At 72.9% G+C, this 19,101-nt stretch carries 17 protein-coding genes; 11 read left to right on the forward strand and 6 right to left on the reverse strand.

The features are described from left to right. The first annotated feature begins 11 nt into the window (after positions 1-11). Genes nuoL through HDG69_RS03570 form a run of 4 tightly spaced genes read left to right on the forward strand, consistent with a single transcriptional unit; the run spans position 12 to position 6,396 of the window. A complete protein-coding gene (gene nuoL, locus HDG69_RS03555) occupies positions 12-1,958 on the forward strand; it encodes an NADH-quinone oxidoreductase subunit L (protein WP_171783153.1) in 1,947 nt (648 codons plus the stop codon). A gap of 12 nt (positions 1,959-1,970) precedes the next feature. After that, positions 1,971-3,584, forward strand: coding sequence for an NADH-quinone oxidoreductase subunit M (locus HDG69_RS03560; protein WP_425484017.1), 1,614 nt, complete (start codon positions 1,971-1,973; stop codon positions 3,582-3,584). Further along, positions 3,584-5,311 (forward strand): NADH-quinone oxidoreductase subunit NuoN, encoded by a 1,728-nt coding sequence (nuoN, locus tag HDG69_RS03565; protein WP_171782382.1) that lies wholly within the window; start codon positions 3,584-3,586, stop codon positions 5,309-5,311. The genes HDG69_RS03560 and nuoN overlap by 1 nt, the downstream gene beginning before the upstream one ends. Before the next feature lie 44 nt (positions 5,312-5,355). Next, on the forward strand, positions 5,356-6,396 hold the full coding sequence (locus tag HDG69_RS03570) for a polyprenyl synthetase family protein (RefSeq protein ID WP_171782383.1): 1,041 nt from the start codon (positions 5,356-5,358) through the stop codon (positions 6,394-6,396). 28 nt (positions 6,397-6,424) lie between these two features. Here the strand turns inward: HDG69_RS03570 and HDG69_RS03575 are convergent, their stop codons facing one another. Next, positions 6,425-7,003 carry a prepilin peptidase gene (locus tag HDG69_RS03575; RefSeq protein ID WP_343036231.1) on the reverse strand — a complete coding sequence of 193 codons (579 nt, stop codon included), beginning with the start codon at positions 7,001-7,003 and terminating at the stop codon, positions 6,425-6,427. Positions 7,004-7,115: 112 nt separating this feature from the next. Between HDG69_RS03575 and HDG69_RS03580 the strand changes: the two genes are divergently transcribed. Next, entirely contained in the window at positions 7,116-7,715 is a 600-nt protein-coding gene (locus HDG69_RS03580) for a hypothetical protein (protein ID WP_171781747.1), read from the forward strand. Positions 7,716-7,740: 25 nt separating this feature from the next. Here HDG69_RS03580 and HDG69_RS03585 read toward each other — a convergent pair whose 3' ends face one another. Then, entirely contained in the window at positions 7,741-8,583 is an 843-nt protein-coding gene (locus tag HDG69_RS03585) for a UbiA family prenyltransferase (protein ID WP_171782385.1), read from the reverse strand. Between the two features lie 55 nt (positions 8,584-8,638). Here HDG69_RS03585 and HDG69_RS03590 point away from each other — a divergent pair, with 55 nt between their 5' ends. From HDG69_RS03590 to HDG69_RS03615, 6 genes are all read left to right on the forward strand, one after another. Continuing rightward, positions 8,639-9,718: a type III polyketide synthase gene (locus HDG69_RS03590; RefSeq protein WP_171782386.1), complete on the forward strand. Its 1,080-nt coding sequence runs from the start codon at positions 8,639-8,641 to the stop codon at positions 9,716-9,718. Next, complete coding sequence (locus tag HDG69_RS03595; protein ID WP_171782387.1) at positions 9,715-10,260, forward strand: isoprenylcysteine carboxyl methyltransferase family protein; 546 nt, start codon at positions 9,715-9,717, stop codon at positions 10,258-10,260. The genes HDG69_RS03590 and HDG69_RS03595 overlap by 4 nt, the downstream gene beginning before the upstream one ends. Then, positions 10,257-11,309, forward strand: a complete 1,053-nt coding sequence (locus HDG69_RS03600) for an FAD-dependent monooxygenase (protein ID WP_171782388.1) — start codon at positions 10,257-10,259, stop codon at positions 11,307-11,309. Before HDG69_RS03595 ends, HDG69_RS03600 begins: the two co-directional genes overlap by 4 nt. A 183-nt stretch (positions 11,310-11,492) precedes the next feature. After that, a complete protein-coding gene (locus HDG69_RS03605; protein WP_171782389.1) occupies positions 11,493-12,899 on the forward strand; it encodes an FAD-dependent oxidoreductase in 1,407 nt (468 codons plus the stop codon). A gap of 87 nt (positions 12,900-12,986) precedes the next feature. Continuing rightward, complete coding sequence (gene htpX / locus HDG69_RS03610) at positions 12,987-13,880, forward strand: zinc metalloprotease HtpX (RefSeq protein ID WP_171782390.1); 894 nt, start codon at positions 12,987-12,989, stop codon at positions 13,878-13,880. 55 nt (positions 13,881-13,935) lie between these two features. Continuing rightward, the gene (locus HDG69_RS03615) at positions 13,936-14,754 is read left to right on the forward strand and encodes a potassium channel family protein (RefSeq protein WP_216645141.1); all 819 of its coding nucleotides are present in this window, start codon (positions 13,936-13,938) and stop codon (positions 14,752-14,754) included. A 1-nt stretch (position 14,755) separates the two neighbouring features. Here HDG69_RS03615 and HDG69_RS03620 read toward each other — a convergent pair whose 3' ends face one another. The 4 genes from HDG69_RS03620 to HDG69_RS03635 all read right to left on the reverse strand — a co-directional run bounded on the left by HDG69_RS03620 (position 14,756) and on the right by HDG69_RS03635 (position 19,042). After that, positions 14,756-15,649 (reverse strand): HAD family hydrolase, encoded by an 894-nt coding sequence (locus HDG69_RS03620; protein ID WP_171782391.1) that lies wholly within the window; start codon positions 15,647-15,649, stop codon positions 14,756-14,758. 20 nt (positions 15,650-15,669) lie between these two features. Next, a complete protein-coding gene (locus HDG69_RS03625) occupies positions 15,670-17,514 on the reverse strand; it encodes a glycoside hydrolase family 15 protein (RefSeq protein ID WP_171782392.1) in 1,845 nt (614 codons plus the stop codon). Further along, a complete protein-coding gene (locus HDG69_RS03630; protein ID WP_171782393.1) occupies positions 17,511-18,476 on the reverse strand; it encodes a TIGR03885 family FMN-dependent LLM class oxidoreductase in 966 nt (321 codons plus the stop codon). Before HDG69_RS03630 ends, HDG69_RS03625 begins: the two co-directional genes overlap by 4 nt. A 71-nt stretch (positions 18,477-18,547) precedes the next feature. After that, entirely contained in the window at positions 18,548-19,042 is a 495-nt protein-coding gene (locus HDG69_RS03635) for a YajQ family cyclic di-GMP-binding protein (RefSeq protein WP_171782394.1), read from the reverse strand. Between the last annotated feature and the right edge of the window lie 59 nt (positions 19,043-19,101).

The following is a 19,101-nucleotide window of genomic DNA, read 5'->3' on the forward strand; positions in this document are numbered from 1 at the left end:
CTTCGATGACGATGCAGACACTCTCCCTCGCGCCCTGGCTGGTCGCCACGCCGCTGATCGGGGCGGCCCTGCTGCTCCTGGTCGGGCGTCGCAGCGACCGGTGGGGGCACTGGCTCGGCGTGCTCGCCTCGACCGCCACGTTCGTGATCGGCCTGGTCATCCTGCTCGACATGCTCGCCGCGGACCCCGACCAGCGGGTGGGCGTGCACACGGTGGCGAGCTGGATCGACGTCGGTCCGCTGCAGGTGGACGTCGGGTTCCAGGTGGACCCGTTGTCGATGACCTTCGTCATGCTGATCACGCTGGTGGGCTCGCTGATCCACCTGTACTCCGTGGCGTACATGTCCCACGACCGCGACCGCCGCCGGTTCTTCGCCTACCTCAACCTGTTCGTCGCGGCGATGCTGCTGCTGGTCCTGGCGGACTCCTACCTGCTGCTGTTCGTCGGCTGGGAGGGCGTGGGCCTGGCCTCGTTCCTGCTCATCGGGTTCTGGGACCACCACCTGCCCAACGCGGTGGCCGGCAAGAAGGCGTTCGTCATGAACCGGGTCGGCGACATGGGGCTCATCGCGGCGATGATGCTCATGCTCGCGACGTTCGGCGGGGTGGACTTCTCCACCGTGCTCGGCTCGGCCGGTGCGGCGGACCAGGGCACGACGACGGCGATCGGGCTGCTGCTCCTGCTGGCGGCCTGCGGCAAGTCGGCCCAGCTGCCGCTGCAGGCGTGGCTCGGCGACGCGATGGCCGGCCCGACGCCGGTCTCCGCCCTGATCCACGCGGCCACGATGGTCACCGCGGGCGTCTACCTCCTGGTGCGCTCCGGGCCGGTCCTCGAGGCCGCCCCGGACGCCCAGCTCGTCATCGCCGTGGTCGGTGCGCTCACCCTGCTGTTCGGGGCGGTCGTCGGCTGTGCCAAGGACGACATCAAGAAGGCGCTGGCCGCCTCGACGATGTCGCAGATCGGCTACATGATGCTGGCGGCGGGCCTGGGCCCGGTCGGCTACGCGTTCGCGATCTTCCACCTGGTGACGCACGGCTTCTTCAAGGCGGGCCTGTTCCTCGGGGCCGGCTCGGTGATGCACGCGATGGACGACGACGTGAACATGCGCCGCTTCGGCGGCCTCGCCCGGCTGCTCCCGGTCACGGCGATCACGATGGGCCTGGGCTGGCTCGCCATCCTCGGTGTCCCGCCGTTCTCCGGCTTCTACTCCAAGGACAAGATCATCGAGGCGGCGTTCGTCGGCGAGGGCTGGCGGCCCTGGGTCTTCGGCACCGTCGCGCTGCTCGGCGCGGGGATCACCGCCTACTACATGTCCCGGTTGTTCTTCATGACGTTCATGGGCCGACGCCGGTGGGTCACCGAGCTCGCCGGCGGTGCGGGGCGCGAGGGTGGGTCGGACGGCACCCCCGTGCGGCACCCGCACGAGTCGCCGTGGCTCATGACGCTGCCGATGATCGTGCTGGCCGTGGGGTCGGTGGGGCTCGGGTTCGCGCTCAACGCGGGCGAGCGGTTCGTGCACTTCCTGGAGCCCGTGACGGGCCATGCCGAGCACCACGACCCGGTGCTGCCGATCTGGCTGATCATCACGCTCACCCTGACGCTGGTGGCCGCCGGGCTGGCGCTCGCCTTCGTGCAGTACGCGATGCGTCCGGTACCGACGACGCCGCCTCCCGCTCCGGCGGTGGTCCGTGCGGCCCGGGTGGACCTGCACCAGGACGACGTCAACGAGGCGGTCGTCATGTTGCCGGGGAAGGTGCTGACCCGCTCGCTGGTCTTCGCCGACCGGACCGCCGTCGACGCCGGGTGGCTGGGGCTGGCCGGGGGAGTGGGACGGTTCGGCACCTGGCTGCGGGGGCTGCAGTCCGGCTACGTCCGGCAGTACGCCGCGATGACCCTGGGCGGTCTCGGTGTGATCGTGCTCGTGATCTGGCTGTTCTCCGGCCAGGGGGCGAGCTGAGACATGGAAGGGATGACGATGTCCAGCTTTCCCTGGTTGACCGCCCTGGTGGTGTGGCCGCTGGTCGCGGCCCTGGCGACGGTGCTCACGGGCGCCGGGCGCGGCCGTCCGGCCTCGGGAGCAGCGAGCGGCGGCGGCGCGTTCAGCGCCGGCTCGGCCCGCACGGTGGCTCTGGTCGGCTCCCTGGTGCAGGTCGCCCTGCTGGTCGGCGCCTTCGGGGCGTTCGACACCTCGACGGCGGGCACGCACCAGCTCACCGAGACCTACGCGTGGATCCCGGCGCTCGGGGCGAGCTACGCCGTCGGCGTCGACGGGGTGTCGCTGCTGCTGGTCGCCCTGAGCGTGGGGCTCGTGCCGCTGGTGATCCTGGCGGCCTGGCGCGAGCAGGGCGGTGACCACGTCCGGCTGCGGCGCTACCTGGCCACGGTGCTGGTGCTGCTGTCCTTCATGGTCGTGGTGTTCGCGGCGCGCGACGTGTTCCTCTTCTACGTGGTCTTCGAGGCCATGCTCATCCCGGCCTACTTCCTCATCGGCGGGTTCGGGCAGGGTGCGCAGCGACGCTACGCGGCCGTGAAGTTCCTGCTGTTCTCCCTGGCCGGCGGGCTGGTCATGCTGGCCGCCGTGGTCGCGCTGTACCTGCAGGTACCGGTCGACCCGGCCACCGGGCTGCGTCCCGAGGACGCGTTCCTGACTGAAAATCTCACCGGTCTGGCGCTCGACCCCACGGCCGAGCGGCTGATGTTCGCCGCCTTCTTCCTGGCCTTCGCCATCAAGGCGCCGATGTTCCCGGTGCACACGTGGCTGCCGGACGTCACGCAGAACGCCACCCCGGGAACCTCCACGCTGCTGATCTGCGTCCTGGACAAGGTCGGCACCTTCGGGATGCTCACGCTGTGCCTGCCGCTGTTCCCGCAGGCGAGCCGATGGGCGGCACCCGCGATCATCGTGCTCGCGGTCATCTCGATCCTGTACGGCGCGATCCTCGCGATCGGTCAGACCGACGTGCTGCGCCTCATCGGCTACACCTCCGTGTCGCACTTCGGGTTCATCATCCTGGGGATCTTCACCTTCACGTCGCTGGGCATCTCCGGGGCGAGCTTCATGATGCTCAACCACGGGATCTCCACCGGTGCGCTGTTCCTCCTGGCCGGGTTCACGATCGCCCGGCACCCGCGGCGCAGCCAGCAGATCGCGGACTACGGCGGCATGCGCAAGGTCGCACCGGTCCTCGGGGGGACCTTCCTGGTCGCCGGGCTCTCGGCGCTCGCGCTGCCGGGTCTGGCGACGTTCGTCTCCGAGATCATGGTGTTCCTCGGGGCGTACGCACGGTGGCCCGCGGCGGTGCTGGTCGCTGTGCCCGCGGTCGTCCTGGCCGCGGTGTACGTGCTGCTCACCTACCAGCGCATGTTCACCGGCGAGGTGGGCGCCGAGGTCGTCGGCGCGAAGGACCTGGACGTCCGGGAGAAGACGGTCGCGGGGGTGCTCGTGGCCGCGCTGGTGGTCCTCGGGCTCGTGCCCGGACCGGCGCTGGACTACGTCCGTGAACCGGCGGGCGTGTCCGTCGAGCACGTGGGTGAGACCGATCCGGAGCCCGTGCTCGGGGCTCTCGAGGGGAGCGAGCAGTGATGGAGTTCGAGGCACCTGTCATCGACTGGGCCGTGCTGTCGCCCGTCCTGGTCGTGCTCGCCGCGGGCGTGGTCGGCGTCCTGATCGAGGCGTTCGTCCCCGACCGGGTCCGGCGCGCCGTCCAGGTGGTGCTGACGCTGGCGGCGCTGGTCGGTTCGGTCGTGGCCGTCGCCCTGCTGTGGGACCGTGTCGCCACGGACGGGTTCGCGTTCGTGGTCAACGGCACGTTCCTGCTCACACCTTTCACCCTGGGGATCCAGGCGGTGGTGGCGGTCCTGGCGATCCTGGGCGTGCTGGTCATCGCGGACCGCACCCGCACGGGGGACGACGCCTTCGCGCCGACGGCGGCCGCCGTCCCGGGCACCACCTACGAGGACGCCGCCCGGGAGGCGGGCCTGCAGCAGACGGAGATCTACCCGCTGGTGCTGTTCGCGACCGGTGGCATGCTGCTGTTCCCCGCCACGGACAACCTCATCGTGCTGTTCATCGCCCTGGAGGTGCTGTCGCTGCCGCTGTACGTGCTGTGCGCGACCGCGCGGCGCCGTCGGCTGCTCAGCCAGGAGGCCGCGTTCAAGTACTTCCTGCTCGGTTCGTTCGCGAGCGCCATCATGCTGTTCGGCATCGCGTTGGTCTACGGGTTCGCCGGCACCGTGAGCCTCGAGACGGCGCTGTTCCGCATGGCGCAACCGGGCGGCCCGATCCTCGAGCTCATGCCTGCCCTGGTGATCGCGGGGGTGCTGCTCATCACGGTGGGGCTGTTGTTCAAGATCGGTGCCGCCCCGTTCCACATGTGGACGCCGGACGTCTACCAGGGCGCCCCGACTCCCATCACCGGGTTCATGGCGGCCTGCGTGAAGGCCGCTGCCGTCGGTGCGCTGGTCCGGGTGGTCTTCACGCTCTCGCTCGGCCTCGACGAGGAGCTGCGTCGCAACCTCGAGGTCGGCCTGTGGGCCGTGGCGATCCTGACGATGCTGGTCGGGACCGTCGCCGGTGCGGTGCAGACCGACGTCAAGCGCCTGCTCGCCTACTCGTCGATCGCGCACGCCGGGTTCCTGACGGTGGCGTTCGTGGGCTTCTCCGAGACGGGCGCGCAGGCCGTGCTCTTCTACGTGCTCGCCTACGGGCTGGCGACGCTCGGCGCGTTCGCGGTGGTGACGCTCGTGCGTGAGCAGGACGCCGACGGGGTGGTGCTCGGTGAGGCGACGCACCTGTCGCATTGGGCCGGGCTGGCCCGTCGTGCACCGTGGCTGGCCGCAGCGTTCTCGCTGTTCCTGCTCTCCATGGCCGGGATCCCTCTCACGGCAGGTTTCATCGCCAAGTTCGGGGTCTTCTCGGCGGCAGTCGTGGCGGGCGCGTGGCCGTTGGCGGTCGTCGGTGTGCTCGCCTCGGCGGTCGCGGTGTTCTTCTACGTGCGTCTCATCGTGCTCATGGTGCTCACTCCTCCCGCCGAGGACGCCGAGGGAGCCCAGGACGCCGAGGTCGCGACCGAGGGCCAGGATGCCCCCGACCTCGCCGCGGACGGTGCGGGGTCGAGCGCTGCGGCGGGCCGGACCCTGGCTCCTGCCAGGACGCTCCGGCGGGCGCCCGTCGTGGTGCTCTCGTCGCGGGGGTTCGCCACGGTCGCCATCGTGATCTGCGCGGTCGGGGTCGTGCTGCTCGGTGTGGTCCCGCAGCTCGCGCTGGACTGGGCGGGCCAGGCGGCGTCGTTCCGGCCCGTGCAGCCGTGATCCTCGGTTCGCCGCTGCCGTGCTCGGGCAGATAGGTTCGGACCGTGACCCGTGCTTCTGACGCCGTCGGCGCTGCCGCCGCGCTGCCGACCGCCATCCCCGTGAGCGACCCCGAGCTGGCGGACCGGCTCGCGGGACGGCTCGCGCTGGTCGACGCCGCGCTCGACGAGGCCGTGGCGTCCACCGATGCGCTGGCCGACGACGCGTCGCGCCACCTCATCGCGGCCGGCGGCAAGCGGTTCCGGCCGCTGCTGACCCTGCTCGCCGGCGAGCTGGGTGACGGCGCGGACCCACGGCTCGTCGACGCCGCCGTGGTGGTCGAGCTCACGCAGGTCGCCTCGCTCTACCACGACGACGTCATGGACTCCGCCCCGGTGCGCCGGGGCGCGCCGTCGGTGCACTCGGTGTGGGGCAACACCGTGGCGATCCTCGTCGGGGACCTGCTGTTCGCCCGCGCGTCGGCCCTGGTGGCCGGCCTCGGCCCGGAGGCCGTCGTGCTGCAGTCGCGCACGTTCGAGCGGATGTGCCTGGGCCAGCTGCACGAGACGACCGGGCCGGCCGCGGGCGCCGACGCCGTGGAGCACTACCTGAAGGTGCTCAGCGACAAGACGGCGTCGCTCCTGGCGACCTCGGCGCGGCTCGGTGCGATGTTCGGTGGCTGCTCGGAGCCGATCGTCGAGGCGGTCACGGGGTACGGCGAGAAGGTCGGGGTGGCGTTCCAGCTCGCGGACGACGTGCTCGACGTCGCCTCCTCGGGCGACGAGTCCGGCAAGACGCCCGGGACCGACCTGCGTGAGCACGTGCCGACGATGCCGGTGCTGCTGCTGCGCCGCCGCGTCGAGCGGGGTGAGGCGACGCCGTCGGACATCGAGCTGCTGGCCCGCCTGGACGGGGACCTGTCCGACGACGCCGCCCTGGCCTCCGTGGTGGCGGACCTGCGCGAGCACGGCGTGCTGGCCGAGACCCGCGAGCTGGCCGTGCGCTGGGCACGCGAGGCGGCGGCCGAGCTCGCGCCGCTGCCCGAGGGCCCGGTCAAGCAGGCGTTCGACGACCTGGCGACGGCGCTGGCCGACCGGGCCGTCTGAGGCCGGCCGAACCTCCCGGGGGCGAGGCTCAGGGCGCCGTGAGCCGGGCGGCCGTGAGCGCGAGAGCCGCGCCGACCAGCATGAACGGGCCGAACGCGATGGCGGTCTTCCGGGTGGCCCGCCGCGCCACGATGAGCGCGGTCGCCACGAGCCCGCCGAGGACGAACGGCAGCAGGGCGGTCGCCCAGAGCGTGCTCCAGCCGTACCAGGCGCCGACGAGCCCCAGCAGGACGGCGAGCTTCACGTCGCCCAGGCCGAGCCCCGACGGGCTGATCAGGTGCAGCAACAGGTAGCCGCACCCGAGGGCCAGGGCCCCGAGGAGCGCACGCAGCGCGGCGTCCCACGAGCCGTCGCCGGCTGCCGCCGCAGCGAGCAGGACGGCGACGACGGCGGTCGCCGGGTAGGTCAGGGCGTTGGGCAACCGGTGGCTCGCGCCGTCGATCACACCGAGGGCGACGCCTGCCAGCGCCGCGACGACGAGCGCGGGCGTCGACCACCCCGGTCCGCTCGCCCAGACGGCCCAGACGGCGGAGACGGCGCAACCGACGGCGATGCGCCGCCGGTACGGCGTCACCTCGTGCAGGGCACGTTCGACGAGGGTGGGCACCTGAGGATCGTAGGCGAGACGAGGTGCGGCGTCGTCGCTGTCCACAGGCAGGCGGCGCACCGGTCTCGGGTAGTGTCCGCGTCGTCCTGCCGTCGACGGAGAGGCTCGATCTGTGAACGTCCGGAACATGCGCACCGTCTTCCTGGCCGCGATGGTCACGCTCGCCGCCGTGTCGGGGCTGCGCCTGGTGGCCGACGTGCGCGCCGGTGACACCGACGCCGCGGCGATCTGGATCGGCCTGCTGCTCGTCGTCGTGATCCTCGCGGTCGTCTTCGCCACGATGTCCCGCCGTGTCGTGTCGTGCGCGGCCCGCGCCGCCCGGCACCGCCCGGGCATGGTGGTGGTCCCGGGCTTCACGACCGCGGAGATGCGGGACATTGCGCGCCACCAGGGCGCCTCGGCGCGTGGCTGGCTGGCGATGGGCGGCAGCCCGGTGGCCGTCGTCGTCACGCCCACGGAGCTCGAGGTGTGGGGACGTCTCGACGACGGACCACGCTGGGTGGTGCAGCGCACGCCCGACGGCGTCACGGACGGTCCCGCGGTCTACGGCGGCCGGGAGGTGCCGGCGGTCTGGGCGCACGACGGCCTGACGGCGGTGGTGCTCGTCCCGGCCTACCGCCCGCTGCCGGCGATGGTCGGCCGGGTCGGGGCGGACGTCGACCGCGCCGTCGCCGAGCTGAGCGGTACGGCGCCGGTGCCCGGCGCGGGCTGAGCGCCCCGCGCGCTGCGGTCCGCCGCTAGACCGCCACGAGGTCGCCGGCCGCCACGATCTGGACCACGCACAGGCCCGCGACGGCCATGCTGAGCAGGAACGGTGCCCGGCTACGAGGCCGGACGACACCGAGGACGCCACCGGTGACGGCGAGGGCCAGGGCGAGGACGGTCAGGACGCTCCTCGTCGCCGAGGGCGTCCCGGCCGGCCCGAGGTACGTCACGAGGCTCCCCGCCGCCAGCACCAGCGGCGCGATCGCGCTGGAGGTCCGGCGACCCAGCCGGTGCGGCAGGCCGCGGATCGAGGTCGCCGCGTCGTCGTCCAGGTCGGGCAGCACGTTGGCGACGTGCGCGCCGACGCCGAGCAGGGCACCGGCGAGCACCGCCCATCCGGCCACGACCTGGTCGCCACCACCACCGGCCACCACGAACGCGGGCAGCAGCCCGAACGCCACGGCATAGGGCAGCCACGACAGGACGGTCCGCTTGAACCACAGGTTGTAGGTCCAGCCGCCGGCGAGCACGCCGAGGTTGGCCAGGCCGGCGACCACGCCGACGCCGAAGCCGAGCACGGTGCTGACGGCCAGGGCCACGAACGCCGCGGTGCGCAGCGTCGCCGGGCTCACCCGGCCCGAGACCGTCGGCTTGTCGGACCGCCCCACCTGGCGGTCGCGGGCGGCGTCGAGCCAGTCGTTGCTCCAGCCGATGGAGAGCTGGCCCGCGCCGACGGCGGCCGTGACCACGAGGGCACCACCGGGGCTCGTCGCGACCTCCACGGCCAGCAGGGCGGCGAACAGGGTGACCGCCGCGGCCGGTGCCGGGTGGGTGGCCGCGGCCATCGCGCGGACCTGCGATCCCAGTCTGGTCATGCCTGCGAACCTAGTGCCCGCGCGGCGAGGCCGCCGAGGTGCCACGATGCCTAGCATGTCCCACGTGCTGGCCGTCGCCCCCGCACTACCCCCGGACGTCTACCCGCAGCAGCAGATCTCGGACGTGATCGTGCCGCTGCTCGCCCCGGAGGGACCCCGCCGCAGGCTCGCCCACCGGGTGCACGCCGCCTCGGGGGTCACCACCCGGCACCTGGCGCTGCCGATCGACGAGTACGAGGACCTGACGTCCTTCGGTGACGCCAACGCCCACTTCGTCCGCGTCGGCACGGATCTGGCCGAGCAGGCGTGCCGGGCGGCGCTCGCGGACGCGGACGTCGCACCCGACGAGATCGACCTGGTGTTCTTCACGTCCGTGACCGGGATCGGCGCGCCCTCGCTCGACGCCGCGCTGGTGCACCGCCTGGGGCTGCGGCCCGACGTCCGCCGCGTGCCGTCCTTCGGCCTGGGGTGCGCCGGCGGGGCGGCCGGGCTGGCGCACCTGCACGAGCACCTCGTCGGCCATCGCGACCGGCTCGCCCTGCTGGTCTCGGTGGAGCTGTGCTCGCTCACCTTCCAGCGCGACGACACCTCGACGGCCAACCTCGTCTCGTCGGGCCTGTTCGGCGACGGGGCGAGCGCCGTCGTCGTCGCCGGTGACGACGTGGAACCGCGGTCGGCCGCCGGGCCGCGCTTGGTCGGCACCCGCAGCCACCTGTACCCCGGGACGGCCCACGCCCTGGGGTGGGACGTGCGGGACACCGGGTTCGGCATCGTGCTGTCTCCTGAGCTTCCCGATCTCCTGGGAGCGCACCTGGCCGGGGACGTCAAGGACCTGCTGGCACCTCAGGGGCTGACGGCGGACGACGTCGGCACGTGGGTGGTGCACGCGGGCGGTCCCAAGGTCGTGGACGCGGTCCGTGGCGCGCTCGACCTGCCGGAGAGCGCGGTCGCGCGCACCCGGGCGACGCTCGCGGCCGAGGGGAACCTGTCCTCCTCGTCGGTGCTGCACGTGCTCGCCGCGACGCTGGCCGACGGTGAGCCGGCGCCGGGGGAGTGGGCCGTGCTCATGGCGTTCGGGCCCGGCGTGGCCACCGAGCTGGTGCTGCTGCGCGGACGTGAGGAGGCTGCCGCATGAGCGTCGCGCTGTACGTCGCGCTCGTGGTGGCGACCGGGTTCGAGCGTCTCGCGGAGCTGGTGGTCTCCGCCCGCCACGCCCGCTGGTCGTTCGAGCGTGGGGGCGTCGAGTCCGGCCGCGGGCACTTCGGACCCATGGTGCTGCTGCACACCGGGCTGCTGGTGGCGTGCGTGGTCGAAGTGGTCGTGCTCGACCGCCCGTTCCTGCCGTGGCTGGGCTGGTCGATGCTCGTGCTCGTGCTGGTGAGCCAGGGGCTGCGCTGGTGGTGCATCGCCACGTTGGGCCCGCAGTGGAACACCCGCGTCATCGTGGTGCCCGGGGCCTCGCTCGTGCGCCGCGGGCCGTACCGGTGGATCCCGCACCCCAACTACGTCGCGGTGGCCCTGGAGGGGATCGCGCTGCCGCTGGTGCACTCGGCGTGGATCACGGCCGTCGGCTTCACGGTGCTGAACGCCTGGTTGCTGCTGGGCTTCCGGATCCCGGCCGAGGAGCGGGCGCTGCGCCTCGCCGACGAGCCGACGCGGGGCGACGGCCGGCGGTGAGCCCGGACACGGACGTCCTGGTCGTCGGGGGCGGACCGGTGGGCCTGGCCGCGGCGATCGAGGCCCGGCGGGCCGGGCTCGACGTCGCCGTCCTCGAGCCGCGGGGCGTCCCGGTGGACAAGGCCTGCGGCGAGGGGCTGCTTCCGGGCACGCTCACGGCGGTGCGCCGGCTCGGCGTCGACCCGGCGGGATGGGACCTGGCAGGGATCTCCTACCGCCAGGACGGCCGGGTCGCGGACCACCGGTTCCGCGACGGGCCCGGACGCGGGGTGCGGCGCACGACGCTGCACGCCCGGCTCCACGAGGCGGCGCTCGCCGAGGGGGCCGTGGTGGTGCCGCGACGTGCGGGCACGGTGGCCCAGGACGACGACGGCGTCACGGCGGGCGGGGTGCGCGCCCGGTGGCTGCTGGGCTGCGACGGGCTGCACTCGCGGGTGCGTCGCGAGGTGGGGCTCGAGGTGGTGCCGGGGCGCCGGGCACCGAGGTCGTGGTGGCCCTCGTCGAGGGCCGGCCGGCGGTTCGGGCTGCGTCGGCACTACCGGGTGGCGCCGTGGTCCGACCAGGTGGAGGTGCACTGGGGTCCTCGGGTCGAGGCCTACGTGACCCCGGTGGCGCCCGACCTGGTGGGGGTGGCGCTGCTCGGCCCGGTCGGCATGGACTTCGACGCGGAGCTCGCGACGATCCCGGAGCTCGCGGGGCGCCTGGCGCGGGAGGCGGAGGGGTCTGTGCGCGGGGCCGGGCCGCTGCGCGTCCGGACCAGGGCTCGCGTACGGGGCCGGGTCCGGCTCGTCGGCGACGCGTCGGGGTACGTCGACGCGCTGACGGGGGAGGGGCTGCGGGTCGGGTTCGCGCAGGCGCGCGCCGCCGTGGCGCTCCTCGACGACGGCGCGGGCTACGAGCGTGCGTGGCGGCGCGTGACGCGGGACTACCGGTGGCTGACGTCGGGCCTGGTCGGGGCGGCGACGTCGCCGGTCCGGCGGGGTGTGGTCCCGGCGGCGGCGCGGTGGCCGGGGGTGTACGGGGCGGTGGTGGAACGGCTGGCACGATGAGTGGTCATGAACCGCTCGCCATGTGAGACGACCTGTTCACACCTCGGGACGGATGTGAGAACCTGGGCGTCCAGCCAGCATGCTGGGCGTCGGTGGACGTGAGGTAACCCTCACCTCCGTGCCCGGAGTTCCTCGTAGAATCGACACCCACGCAAAGCCCCGATCCGGAAGGCGTACCTCGCAGTGAGCAGCTCCCGACCTCTGCGCGTCGCGATCGTCGGTGCAGGACCCGCGGGCATCTACGCCGCGGACATCCTGTCCAAGACGGACCTCGACGTCAGCATCGACCTCTTCGAGCGTCTGCCCGCCCCGTTCGGCCTCGTGCGCTACGGCGTCGCCCCCGACCACCCGCGCATCAAGGGCATCATCGGCGCCCTGCACAAGGTGCTGAGCAAGGGCGACGTGCGACTGCTGGCGAACGTCAACTACGGCGTCGACCTCAAGCTCGAGGACCTGCGCCAGTACTACGACGCGGTGATCTTCTCGACCGGCGCGATCCGGGACGCCGACCTGACGATCCCCGGCATCGACCTCGACGGCTCCTACGGCGCCGCGGACTTCGTGTCCTGGTTCGACGGCCACCCCGACGTGCCGCGCACCTGGCCCCTGGAGGCCAAGGAGGTCGCGGTCCTCGGTGCCGGCAACGTCGCGCTCGACGTCGCCCGCATCCTGGCCAAGCACCCGAAGGACCTGATGACCACGGAGATCCCTGCCAACGTGCAGGCCGGTCTCGAGGCGTCCCCGGTCACCGACGTGCACGTCTTCGCCCGCCGCGGCCCCGCCCAGGTGAAGTTCTCCCCGCTGGAGCTGCGCGAGCTGGGGCACGTGCCGGACGTCGACATCGTCGTCTACCCCGAGGACTACGACTTCGACGAGGGGTCGATGGCCGCGATCGAGGCGACCAACCAGACCAAGCAGGTCGTCAAGACCCTCACCGACTGGACCCTCGTCGAGCCGTCCCAGCAGACGGCGTCGCGACGCATCCACCTGCACTTCCTGCAGGCGCCCGCGGAGATCGTCGGCGAGGACGGGAAGGTAGCCGGCCTGCGCACCGAGCGCACCGCGCTGCAGGGTGACGGCACCGTCAAGGGAACCGGCGAGTTCCACGAGTGGCCCGTCCAGGCGGTCTACCGCGCGGTCGGCTACTTCGGCTCGCCGCTGCCCGAGATCCCCTTCGACGACCTCAAGGGCGTCATCTCCAACCGCGAGGGGCGCGTCGTCGACCTCGACGGCGAGCACCTGGGCGGCGTGTACGCCACGGGCTGGATCAAGCGTGGCCCCGTGGGCCTCATCGGGCACACCAAGTCCGACGCGTCCGAGACCGTCCGACACCTCGTCGAGGACGTCACCGGCGTGCCCGACGGCGGAGACGTCTCGCAGGGCGACCTCGACGGCGGCCGGACCGCCCCCCACGGCGAGCCGCAGCAGATCCTGGACTTCCTGTCCGAGCGCGGCGTCGACGTCGTCACCTGGGACGAGTTCTCCCTGCTCGACGCCCACGAGCTCGCCCTCGGCGAGGCCGGTGGGCGCGAGCGCATCAAGGTCGTCCCGCGCGAGGAGATGATCGACATCGCGAAGGGTCGCGCCTGACCCTCACGTGACACGAGGCCCGACGGCGGTGGGAACCGCGGTCGGGCCTCGTGCGTTGCACGGGTGTCGCCTGGAAGGAGAACGCACGTGGGTCATCGGCACTTCAACGGTCTCAAGACCGTGCTGCTGTTCGGGGTTCTGTGGGCTGTGCTCCTGGGCCTGTGGGCAGTGTTCTTCCGTGGCAGCCAGGGGATGCTCTTCCTGTTCACGGCGCTCGGCCTCATCGGCACCTTCGTCGGTTACTGGAACTCGGACAAGATCGCGATCAAGGCGATGCACGCCTACCCGGTCACCGAGCTCGAGGCCCCGGAGATGTACCGGATCGTGCGTGAGCTGTCGACGGTCGCGCGGCAGCCCATGCCGCGGCTGTACATCTCGCCCACGCAGGCGCCCAACGCCTTCGCGACCGGCCGCAACCCCAAGAACGCGGCCGTGTGCTGCACCGAGGGCATCCTGCGGATCCTCGACGAGCGCGAGCTGCGCGGCGTCCTCGGCCACGAGCTCATGCACGTCTACAACCGGGACATCCTCACGTCCTCGGTGGCCTCGGCGCTGGCCGGCGTCATCACGTCGCTCGCGCAGTTCCTGCTGATCTTCGGCGGCGGCGACCGTCGCGGTGGCGGCAACCCGCTGGCGGCGCTCGCCCTGGCCATCCTCGCGCCGTTCGCCGCGATGCTCATCCAGATGGCGATCTCCCGCACCCGCGAGTACGACGCCGACGAGGACGGCGCCAAGCTCACCGGCGACCCCCTGGCCCTGGCGTCCGCGCTGCGCAAGCTCGAGCAGGGCACCGCCGCGGCGCCCCTGCCCCAGACGCGCGACCTGGAGAACGTCTCGCACCTGATGCTCGCCAACCCGTTCCGCGGCGGCGGCATGGCCAAGCTCTTCGCGACCCACCCGCCGATGGCGGAGCGCATCGCGCGCCTCGAGAGGATGGCCGGCGGCTCGGGCTTCGGCCCCGGGGGCATCACCCGCTACTGAGGCGCACCGACAGAGCGGCCCGGCGGGAACCCGGGTTTCGCTACGCTGACCCGCGATGACCGACCGCACCCTGTCACCGCCCCGCACCCCGTCGTCGCAGCCCGTCGAGGACCCTCGCGTCGCGGCGTGGGAGCGACGGATGGAGTGGCCGCTGATCGTGGTCGCGGGCGTCTTCCTGGTCGCGTACGCGATCCCGATCGTGTGGCCGCAGGCGTCCGCCACGCTGCAGTCGGTGTGCGCGGCCGCCGTCCTCGGATCCTGGCTGGTGTTCGTCGTCGACTACGTCGCCCGGCTGCTGCTGTCCCAGCAGCGCTGGCGGTTCGTGCGCGGGAACCTGCTCGACCTGGCCGTCGTGGCGGTGCCGCTGCTGCGTCCGCTGCGGTTGCTGCTCCTGGTCAAGGCGATCAGGCGGCTCAACAACGCGGGTGCCACGGCGATGCGCGGTCGTGTCGTCCTGTACGCCGTGGCCGGGTCGGCGCTCCTGGTGCTCGCCGGCGCACTGGCCGTCACCGACGCCGAGCGTGGCGCCGCCGGCAGCACCGTCCAGAACGTCGGGGACGGCTTCTGGTGGGCGCTCGTGACGATGGCGACCGTCGGGTACGGCGACACCTACCCGGTGACCGTGACCGGGCGGTTCGTGGCGGTCGCCATGATGCTCGGCGGCATCGCGGTGCTCGGCGTGGTGACGGCGACGCTGTCGTCCTGGCTGGTGCAGAACGTCGAGGAGCGCACCGACGAGGAGCGTGCCGAGCGCCGCGACAGCACGGACGACCTGTGGGCCCGACGCGGCGATGTCGAGAGCCTGGTGGCGGAGGTGCGCGCCCTGCGCGAGGAGGTCTCGCGGTTGCGGCCGGACCACCACCCGCCCGGTTGAGTCAGACCCGCGTGAGCAGCTCCTCGAGCGCTGCGGCGACGCCGTCGTCGGCATGATGGCCGACGACGGCGTCGGCCGCCGCGAGGACGTCGGGGTGGGCGTTGGCCACGGCTATCCCACGCCCGGCCCAGCGCAGCATCGGGAGATCGTTCGGCATGTCCCCGAAGGCCCACACGTCCGACGCCGCCACGCCGCGCCGGTCGCACCACCGGGCGAGGGCGGCGTCCTTCGTCACGTGCGGGGCGAGCAGCTCGGCCATCCCCGCCGCCCCGGAGAACGCGAGGTGCGCACGGTGCCCGACGGCGGCTCGCACGGTCGCGAAGAACTCCTCCTGCGCGGCGTCGCCCGGGGTGCCGCCGTGCTGGACGTCACCGGGACGAACCGACGCCGCCGCCTGCGGGCGCACGGCGAGCAGCTTGCCCACCGGGGACCCGGGCGGTGCCGGGGTGCCGCCGTCGGGCAGGGTCTCCTCGACGGGCACGGCCCGCACCGAGGTCGGGAGCCCGGTCTCGCCTCGGGGGAACCAGGGGTCGAACACCGGGCCGTCGGTCCGCTCGAAGGCGAGGGCGACGTCGGGGACCGCCGAGCGCAGGTCCGCCACCAGGTCGCGCAGGTCCTGGTCCGCGAAGCCGTCGACCTCGAGAGCCGTCCCCGTCGCGAGGTCCCACACGGCGGCACCGCCCAGGCAGACCACCCGACCGTGCCCACCCACGCAGTGCGCCAGCCCGGGCAGCCACCGGGGCGGGCGCGCGGTGACGAACACGATCTCGATCCCTGCTGCCTCCACGGCCTGGAGCGTCGCCCGGGTCCGGGCCGAGACGGTGCCGTCGGCGCCGAGCAGGGTCCCGTCGAGGTCCGTGGCGACAAGCTGAGGGCGGCCCGTGCTGCTCGTCATGGTCCGACCCTAGCCCGCCGTCACCACCGCTCCTCGAACGCCTCGGGCTGTCGCAGCGTCCAGGCGCGCAGCACGTCGTCGTCGTCGCTCCACCGCAGCGCGACCGCCGCCTCGATGAGCCCGAGGTGGCTGAAGGCCTGCGGATAGTTGCCCAGCGCGTGACCGTCCGGGTCCATCTGCTCGGCGTACAGACCGAGCGGTCCGCAACGGTCCACCAGCCAGTCGAAGCGTCGTCGGGCCTCGGACGCCCGGCCGGCGAGGACGAGCGCGCTCACCATCTCGAACGACGAGAGCAGGAAGGCGCCCTCGCCGCCGGTGACGCCGTCGTCGACCTCGTCGGTGTCGTACCGGTGGATCAGGGCCGGCCCGGCCCCGAGTCCCTCGGCGACGCGGTCGATCGTCCCGACCACGCGAGCGTCGTCCCCCGGCAGGAAGCCGAGCAACGCGATGCGCAGCAGCGAGGCGTCCAGCGCCGTGCCGCCGTAGGCCAACGTGAACGCCCCCAGCTCGTGGTTCCAGCCGTGCTCGAGGATGTCGGCCCGCACCTCGTCGCGGTTCCGGCGCCAGACGTCCAGCGGGGCCTCGCCGTCGTCGAGCTCCTCGGCCAGCTGGATCCCCCGGTCGATGGCGACCCAGTTCATCAGCTTGCTGTGGGTGTAGTGCTGCGGTTCACCCCGCATCTCCCACATGTGGGCGTCGGGCTCGCGCCACTGCCGGCACGCGGAGTCGACGACGTCGCGCATCGCCTCCCAGTGCCCGGGGGGCAGGCCGCCGGCCACCCTGAGGTGGATGAGCGCGGTGTCGAGCACGAACCCGTGCGTGCTGTGCTGGACCTGCTCGAAGGCCTCGTTGCCGATCCGCACGGGTCGCGAGCCCGAGTACCCGTCCAGGTGCTCGAGCTCTCCCTCCGCACCGCTCTGCTCCCCGCGCAGCCCGGCCATCGGCCGCAGCCGCTCGACGCCTCGGACGCACCTGTCCACGAGGAACTCCCCGTAGCTGCGACCCAGCCCGACGTGGCCCAGCAGGTGCAGCGCCATCACGTGCAGACTGGCGTCCCGGTGCCACGTGTAGCGGTAGTCCCAGTTCCGTTCGCCGCCGATCTCCTCCGGCAGGGACGTCGTCGGGGCCGCCATCAGAGCACCGGTCTCGTCGAAGGAGAGCGCCCTCAGGACCAGGGCGCTGCGCAGCACGGCCTCGTGCGCCGGCCCGTCGTAGCGCGCTCGCTCACCCCACCGGCGCCACGACGCGGCGGTTCGCTCGGCCAGCTCCTCACCGCGTCCCAGGCAGTCCGTGTCGAGGGCGTCGGGCAGGTAGGCGAGGCCCCAGGTGGCCGACTCGCCGGCCTCCAGCTCCGCGGTCGCCGTGAGCAGGCCGTCCTCGGCCGCCAGCGGGACGTCGGAGAGCAGCCGGACACCCGAGACCTCCTCGGTCCAGGTCCCGTCGTCCTGCTGCCACCGCGGCCGCTGCCGGGCATAGTCCGGCCGGGCGTCGACCCGGCAGCGGACCCGTGCGCGGCCCCGCACCACCCGGACCAGCCGGAGCAGCAGGTGCCCCGCGTCGAGCTCGTCGGGGTCGTCGGTCTGCCGGACGTCCAGCAGGTCGACCACCTCGGCCACCCCTTCGGGCGCCTCCCAGGTCGTGACCAGGACGAAGGTGCCGGGCAGGTAGCGGCGGCCGGTGACCCGGCCGTCGACGACGTCGACCTGCCAGGAGCCACCGCGTCCCGCGTCGAGGATGCGGGCGAAGAGACTGGGGCCGTCGGCCTGCGGCACGCACAGCCAGTCGACGGATCCGTCCGGTCCGACGAGTGCCGTGGTGTGGGAGTCGGACAGGAAGCCGTAGGTGTCGATGGGTGTGTGCGTCACACTGCCTCCAGGGCGGGCAGCACGTCGCTGCCGTAGAGATCGAGGAACGGGGCCTGCTGCTGCCCCACGTGGTGGACGTAGACCTCGTCGAACCCGAGGTCCGCCAGCTCGGCCAACCAGTCCACGTGCTGCCCGGGGTCGCTGCTGGCCAGCACGTGGGGGTGCATGTCGTCGGGGTCGATGTACGCGGCGATCTCCTCGAGCTCCTGCGGGAGGTCCAGCAACCAGCCGACGGGGCTGCCGAGGATCGCCGGCGCCCACTGCTCGTGCGCGAGCCGTCGTGCGGCGTCATCGGTGGGCGCCCAGCTGACGTGCACCTGGAGGACGGCGGGCTTGCCGTCACCGCCGCCGCCGCGAAACGCGTCGAGCACCTCGCGCAGCACGTCCAGCGGCTGGTTGACCGTGATGATCCCGTCCGCCCACTGCCCGACCCACCCGGCCGTGGCGGGCGTGACCGCAGCACCCAGGAGCGGTGGCGGGACCTCGGGCAGGGACCAGAGCCGAGCCCGGTCGACGGTGACGCGGCCGTCGTGGGTCACCTCCTCCCCGGCGAGCAGCGCGCGCATCACGTCGACGCACTCGCGCAGCCGAGCCTCCCGGTCGGCCTTGCGCGGCCACGGATCGCCGGTGACGTGCTCGTTGAGGGCCTGACCGCTGCCCAGCGCCGCCCAGAACCGCCCGGGGAACATGCTCGCGAGGGTCGCGACGGCCTGCGCGTGCACCGCCGGGTGGTAGCGCTGCCCGGGCGCGGTCACCACGCCGAAGGGCAGCTGCGTGGTGGCCAGGGCCGCGCCGAGCCACGACCAGGCGTAGCCCGACTCGCCCTGCGCGGCGCTCCAGGGCGCGAAGTGGTCCGAGCACATGGCTGCCGTGAAACCCGCGCGCTCGGCCGCGCGGACGTCGTCGAGGAGGGGGCCGGGGGCGATCTGCTCGTGGGAGGCGTGGAAGCCGAATCGGGTCACCCACCACGCCTATCACCGGCGCCGTCTGCGCGCACGGGGCGCGCAGACAGCCGTCCCGGGCGCGCGGAGGGTCAGCGGTAGTTGACGAACTGCAGGGCCACGTCCAGGTCGGCACCCTTGAGCAGCGCGATGACGGCCTGGAGGTCGTCGCGCTTCTTGGAGCTGACGCGCACCTCGTCGCCGGTGATCTGGGTCTTGACGCCCTTCGGGCCCTCGTCCCGGATCAGCTTGGTGATCTTCTTGGCGTCCTCGCTGCTCAAGCCCTCCTTGAGCGTCGCGGGCAGGCGGTACTCCTTGCCGGAGGCCTGCGGCTCGCCCTCACCGGTGTCGATCGCCTTGAGGGAGACGCCGCGCCGGATGAGCTTGGTCTGGAACACGTCGAGGACGGCGTTGACGCGCTCGGCGGAGTTGGCGACCAGGACGATCGCGTCGCCGCTCCAGGAGATGGAGGCACCCACACCGCGGAAGTCGTAGCGCTGGTTGATCTCCTTGGCAGCCTGGTTGAGGGCGTTGTCGACCTCCTGGCGGTCGACCTTGGAGACGATGTCGAACGACGAGTCGGCCATGGCGGTTGCTCCTTCTGCTGGTGACTTTCCTGGTGACACCGTAGTCGGCGCGGCGCCGG

Origin of the sequence: Isoptericola halotolerans (genome assembly GCF_013149785.1) — a bacterium.
Taxonomy (GTDB): domain Bacteria; phylum Actinomycetota; class Actinomycetes; order Actinomycetales; family Cellulomonadaceae; genus Isoptericola; species Isoptericola halotolerans.

Coding starts and splice junctions, on each gene's coding strand:
- nuoL (WP_171783153.1), top strand. CDS start 12: ATGCAGACACTCTCCCTCGCGCCCTGGCTGGTCGCCACGCCGCTGATC.
- HDG69_RS03560 (WP_425484017.1), top strand. CDS start 1,971: ATGACGATGTCCAGCTTTCCCTGGTTGACCGCCCTGGTGGTGTGGCCG.
- nuoN (WP_171782382.1), top strand. CDS start 3,584: ATGGAGTTCGAGGCACCTGTCATCGACTGGGCCGTGCTGTCGCCCGTC.
- HDG69_RS03585 (WP_171782385.1), bottom strand. CDS start 8,583: ATGACCAGACTGGGATCGCAGGTCCGCGCGATGGCCGCGGCCACCCAC.
- HDG69_RS03590 (WP_171782386.1), top strand. CDS start 8,639: ATGTCCCACGTGCTGGCCGTCGCCCCCGCACTACCCCCGGACGTCTAC.
- HDG69_RS03595 (WP_171782387.1), top strand. CDS start 9,715: ATGAGCGTCGCGCTGTACGTCGCGCTCGTGGTGGCGACCGGGTTCGAG.
- HDG69_RS03615 (WP_216645141.1), top strand. CDS start 13,936: ATGACCGACCGCACCCTGTCACCGCCCCGCACCCCGTCGTCGCAGCCC.
- HDG69_RS03620 (WP_171782391.1), bottom strand. CDS start 15,649: ATGACGAGCAGCACGGGCCGCCCTCAGCTTGTCGCCACGGACCTCGAC.
- HDG69_RS03635 (WP_171782394.1), bottom strand. CDS start 19,042: ATGGCCGACTCGTCGTTCGACATCGTCTCCAAGGTCGACCGCCAGGAG.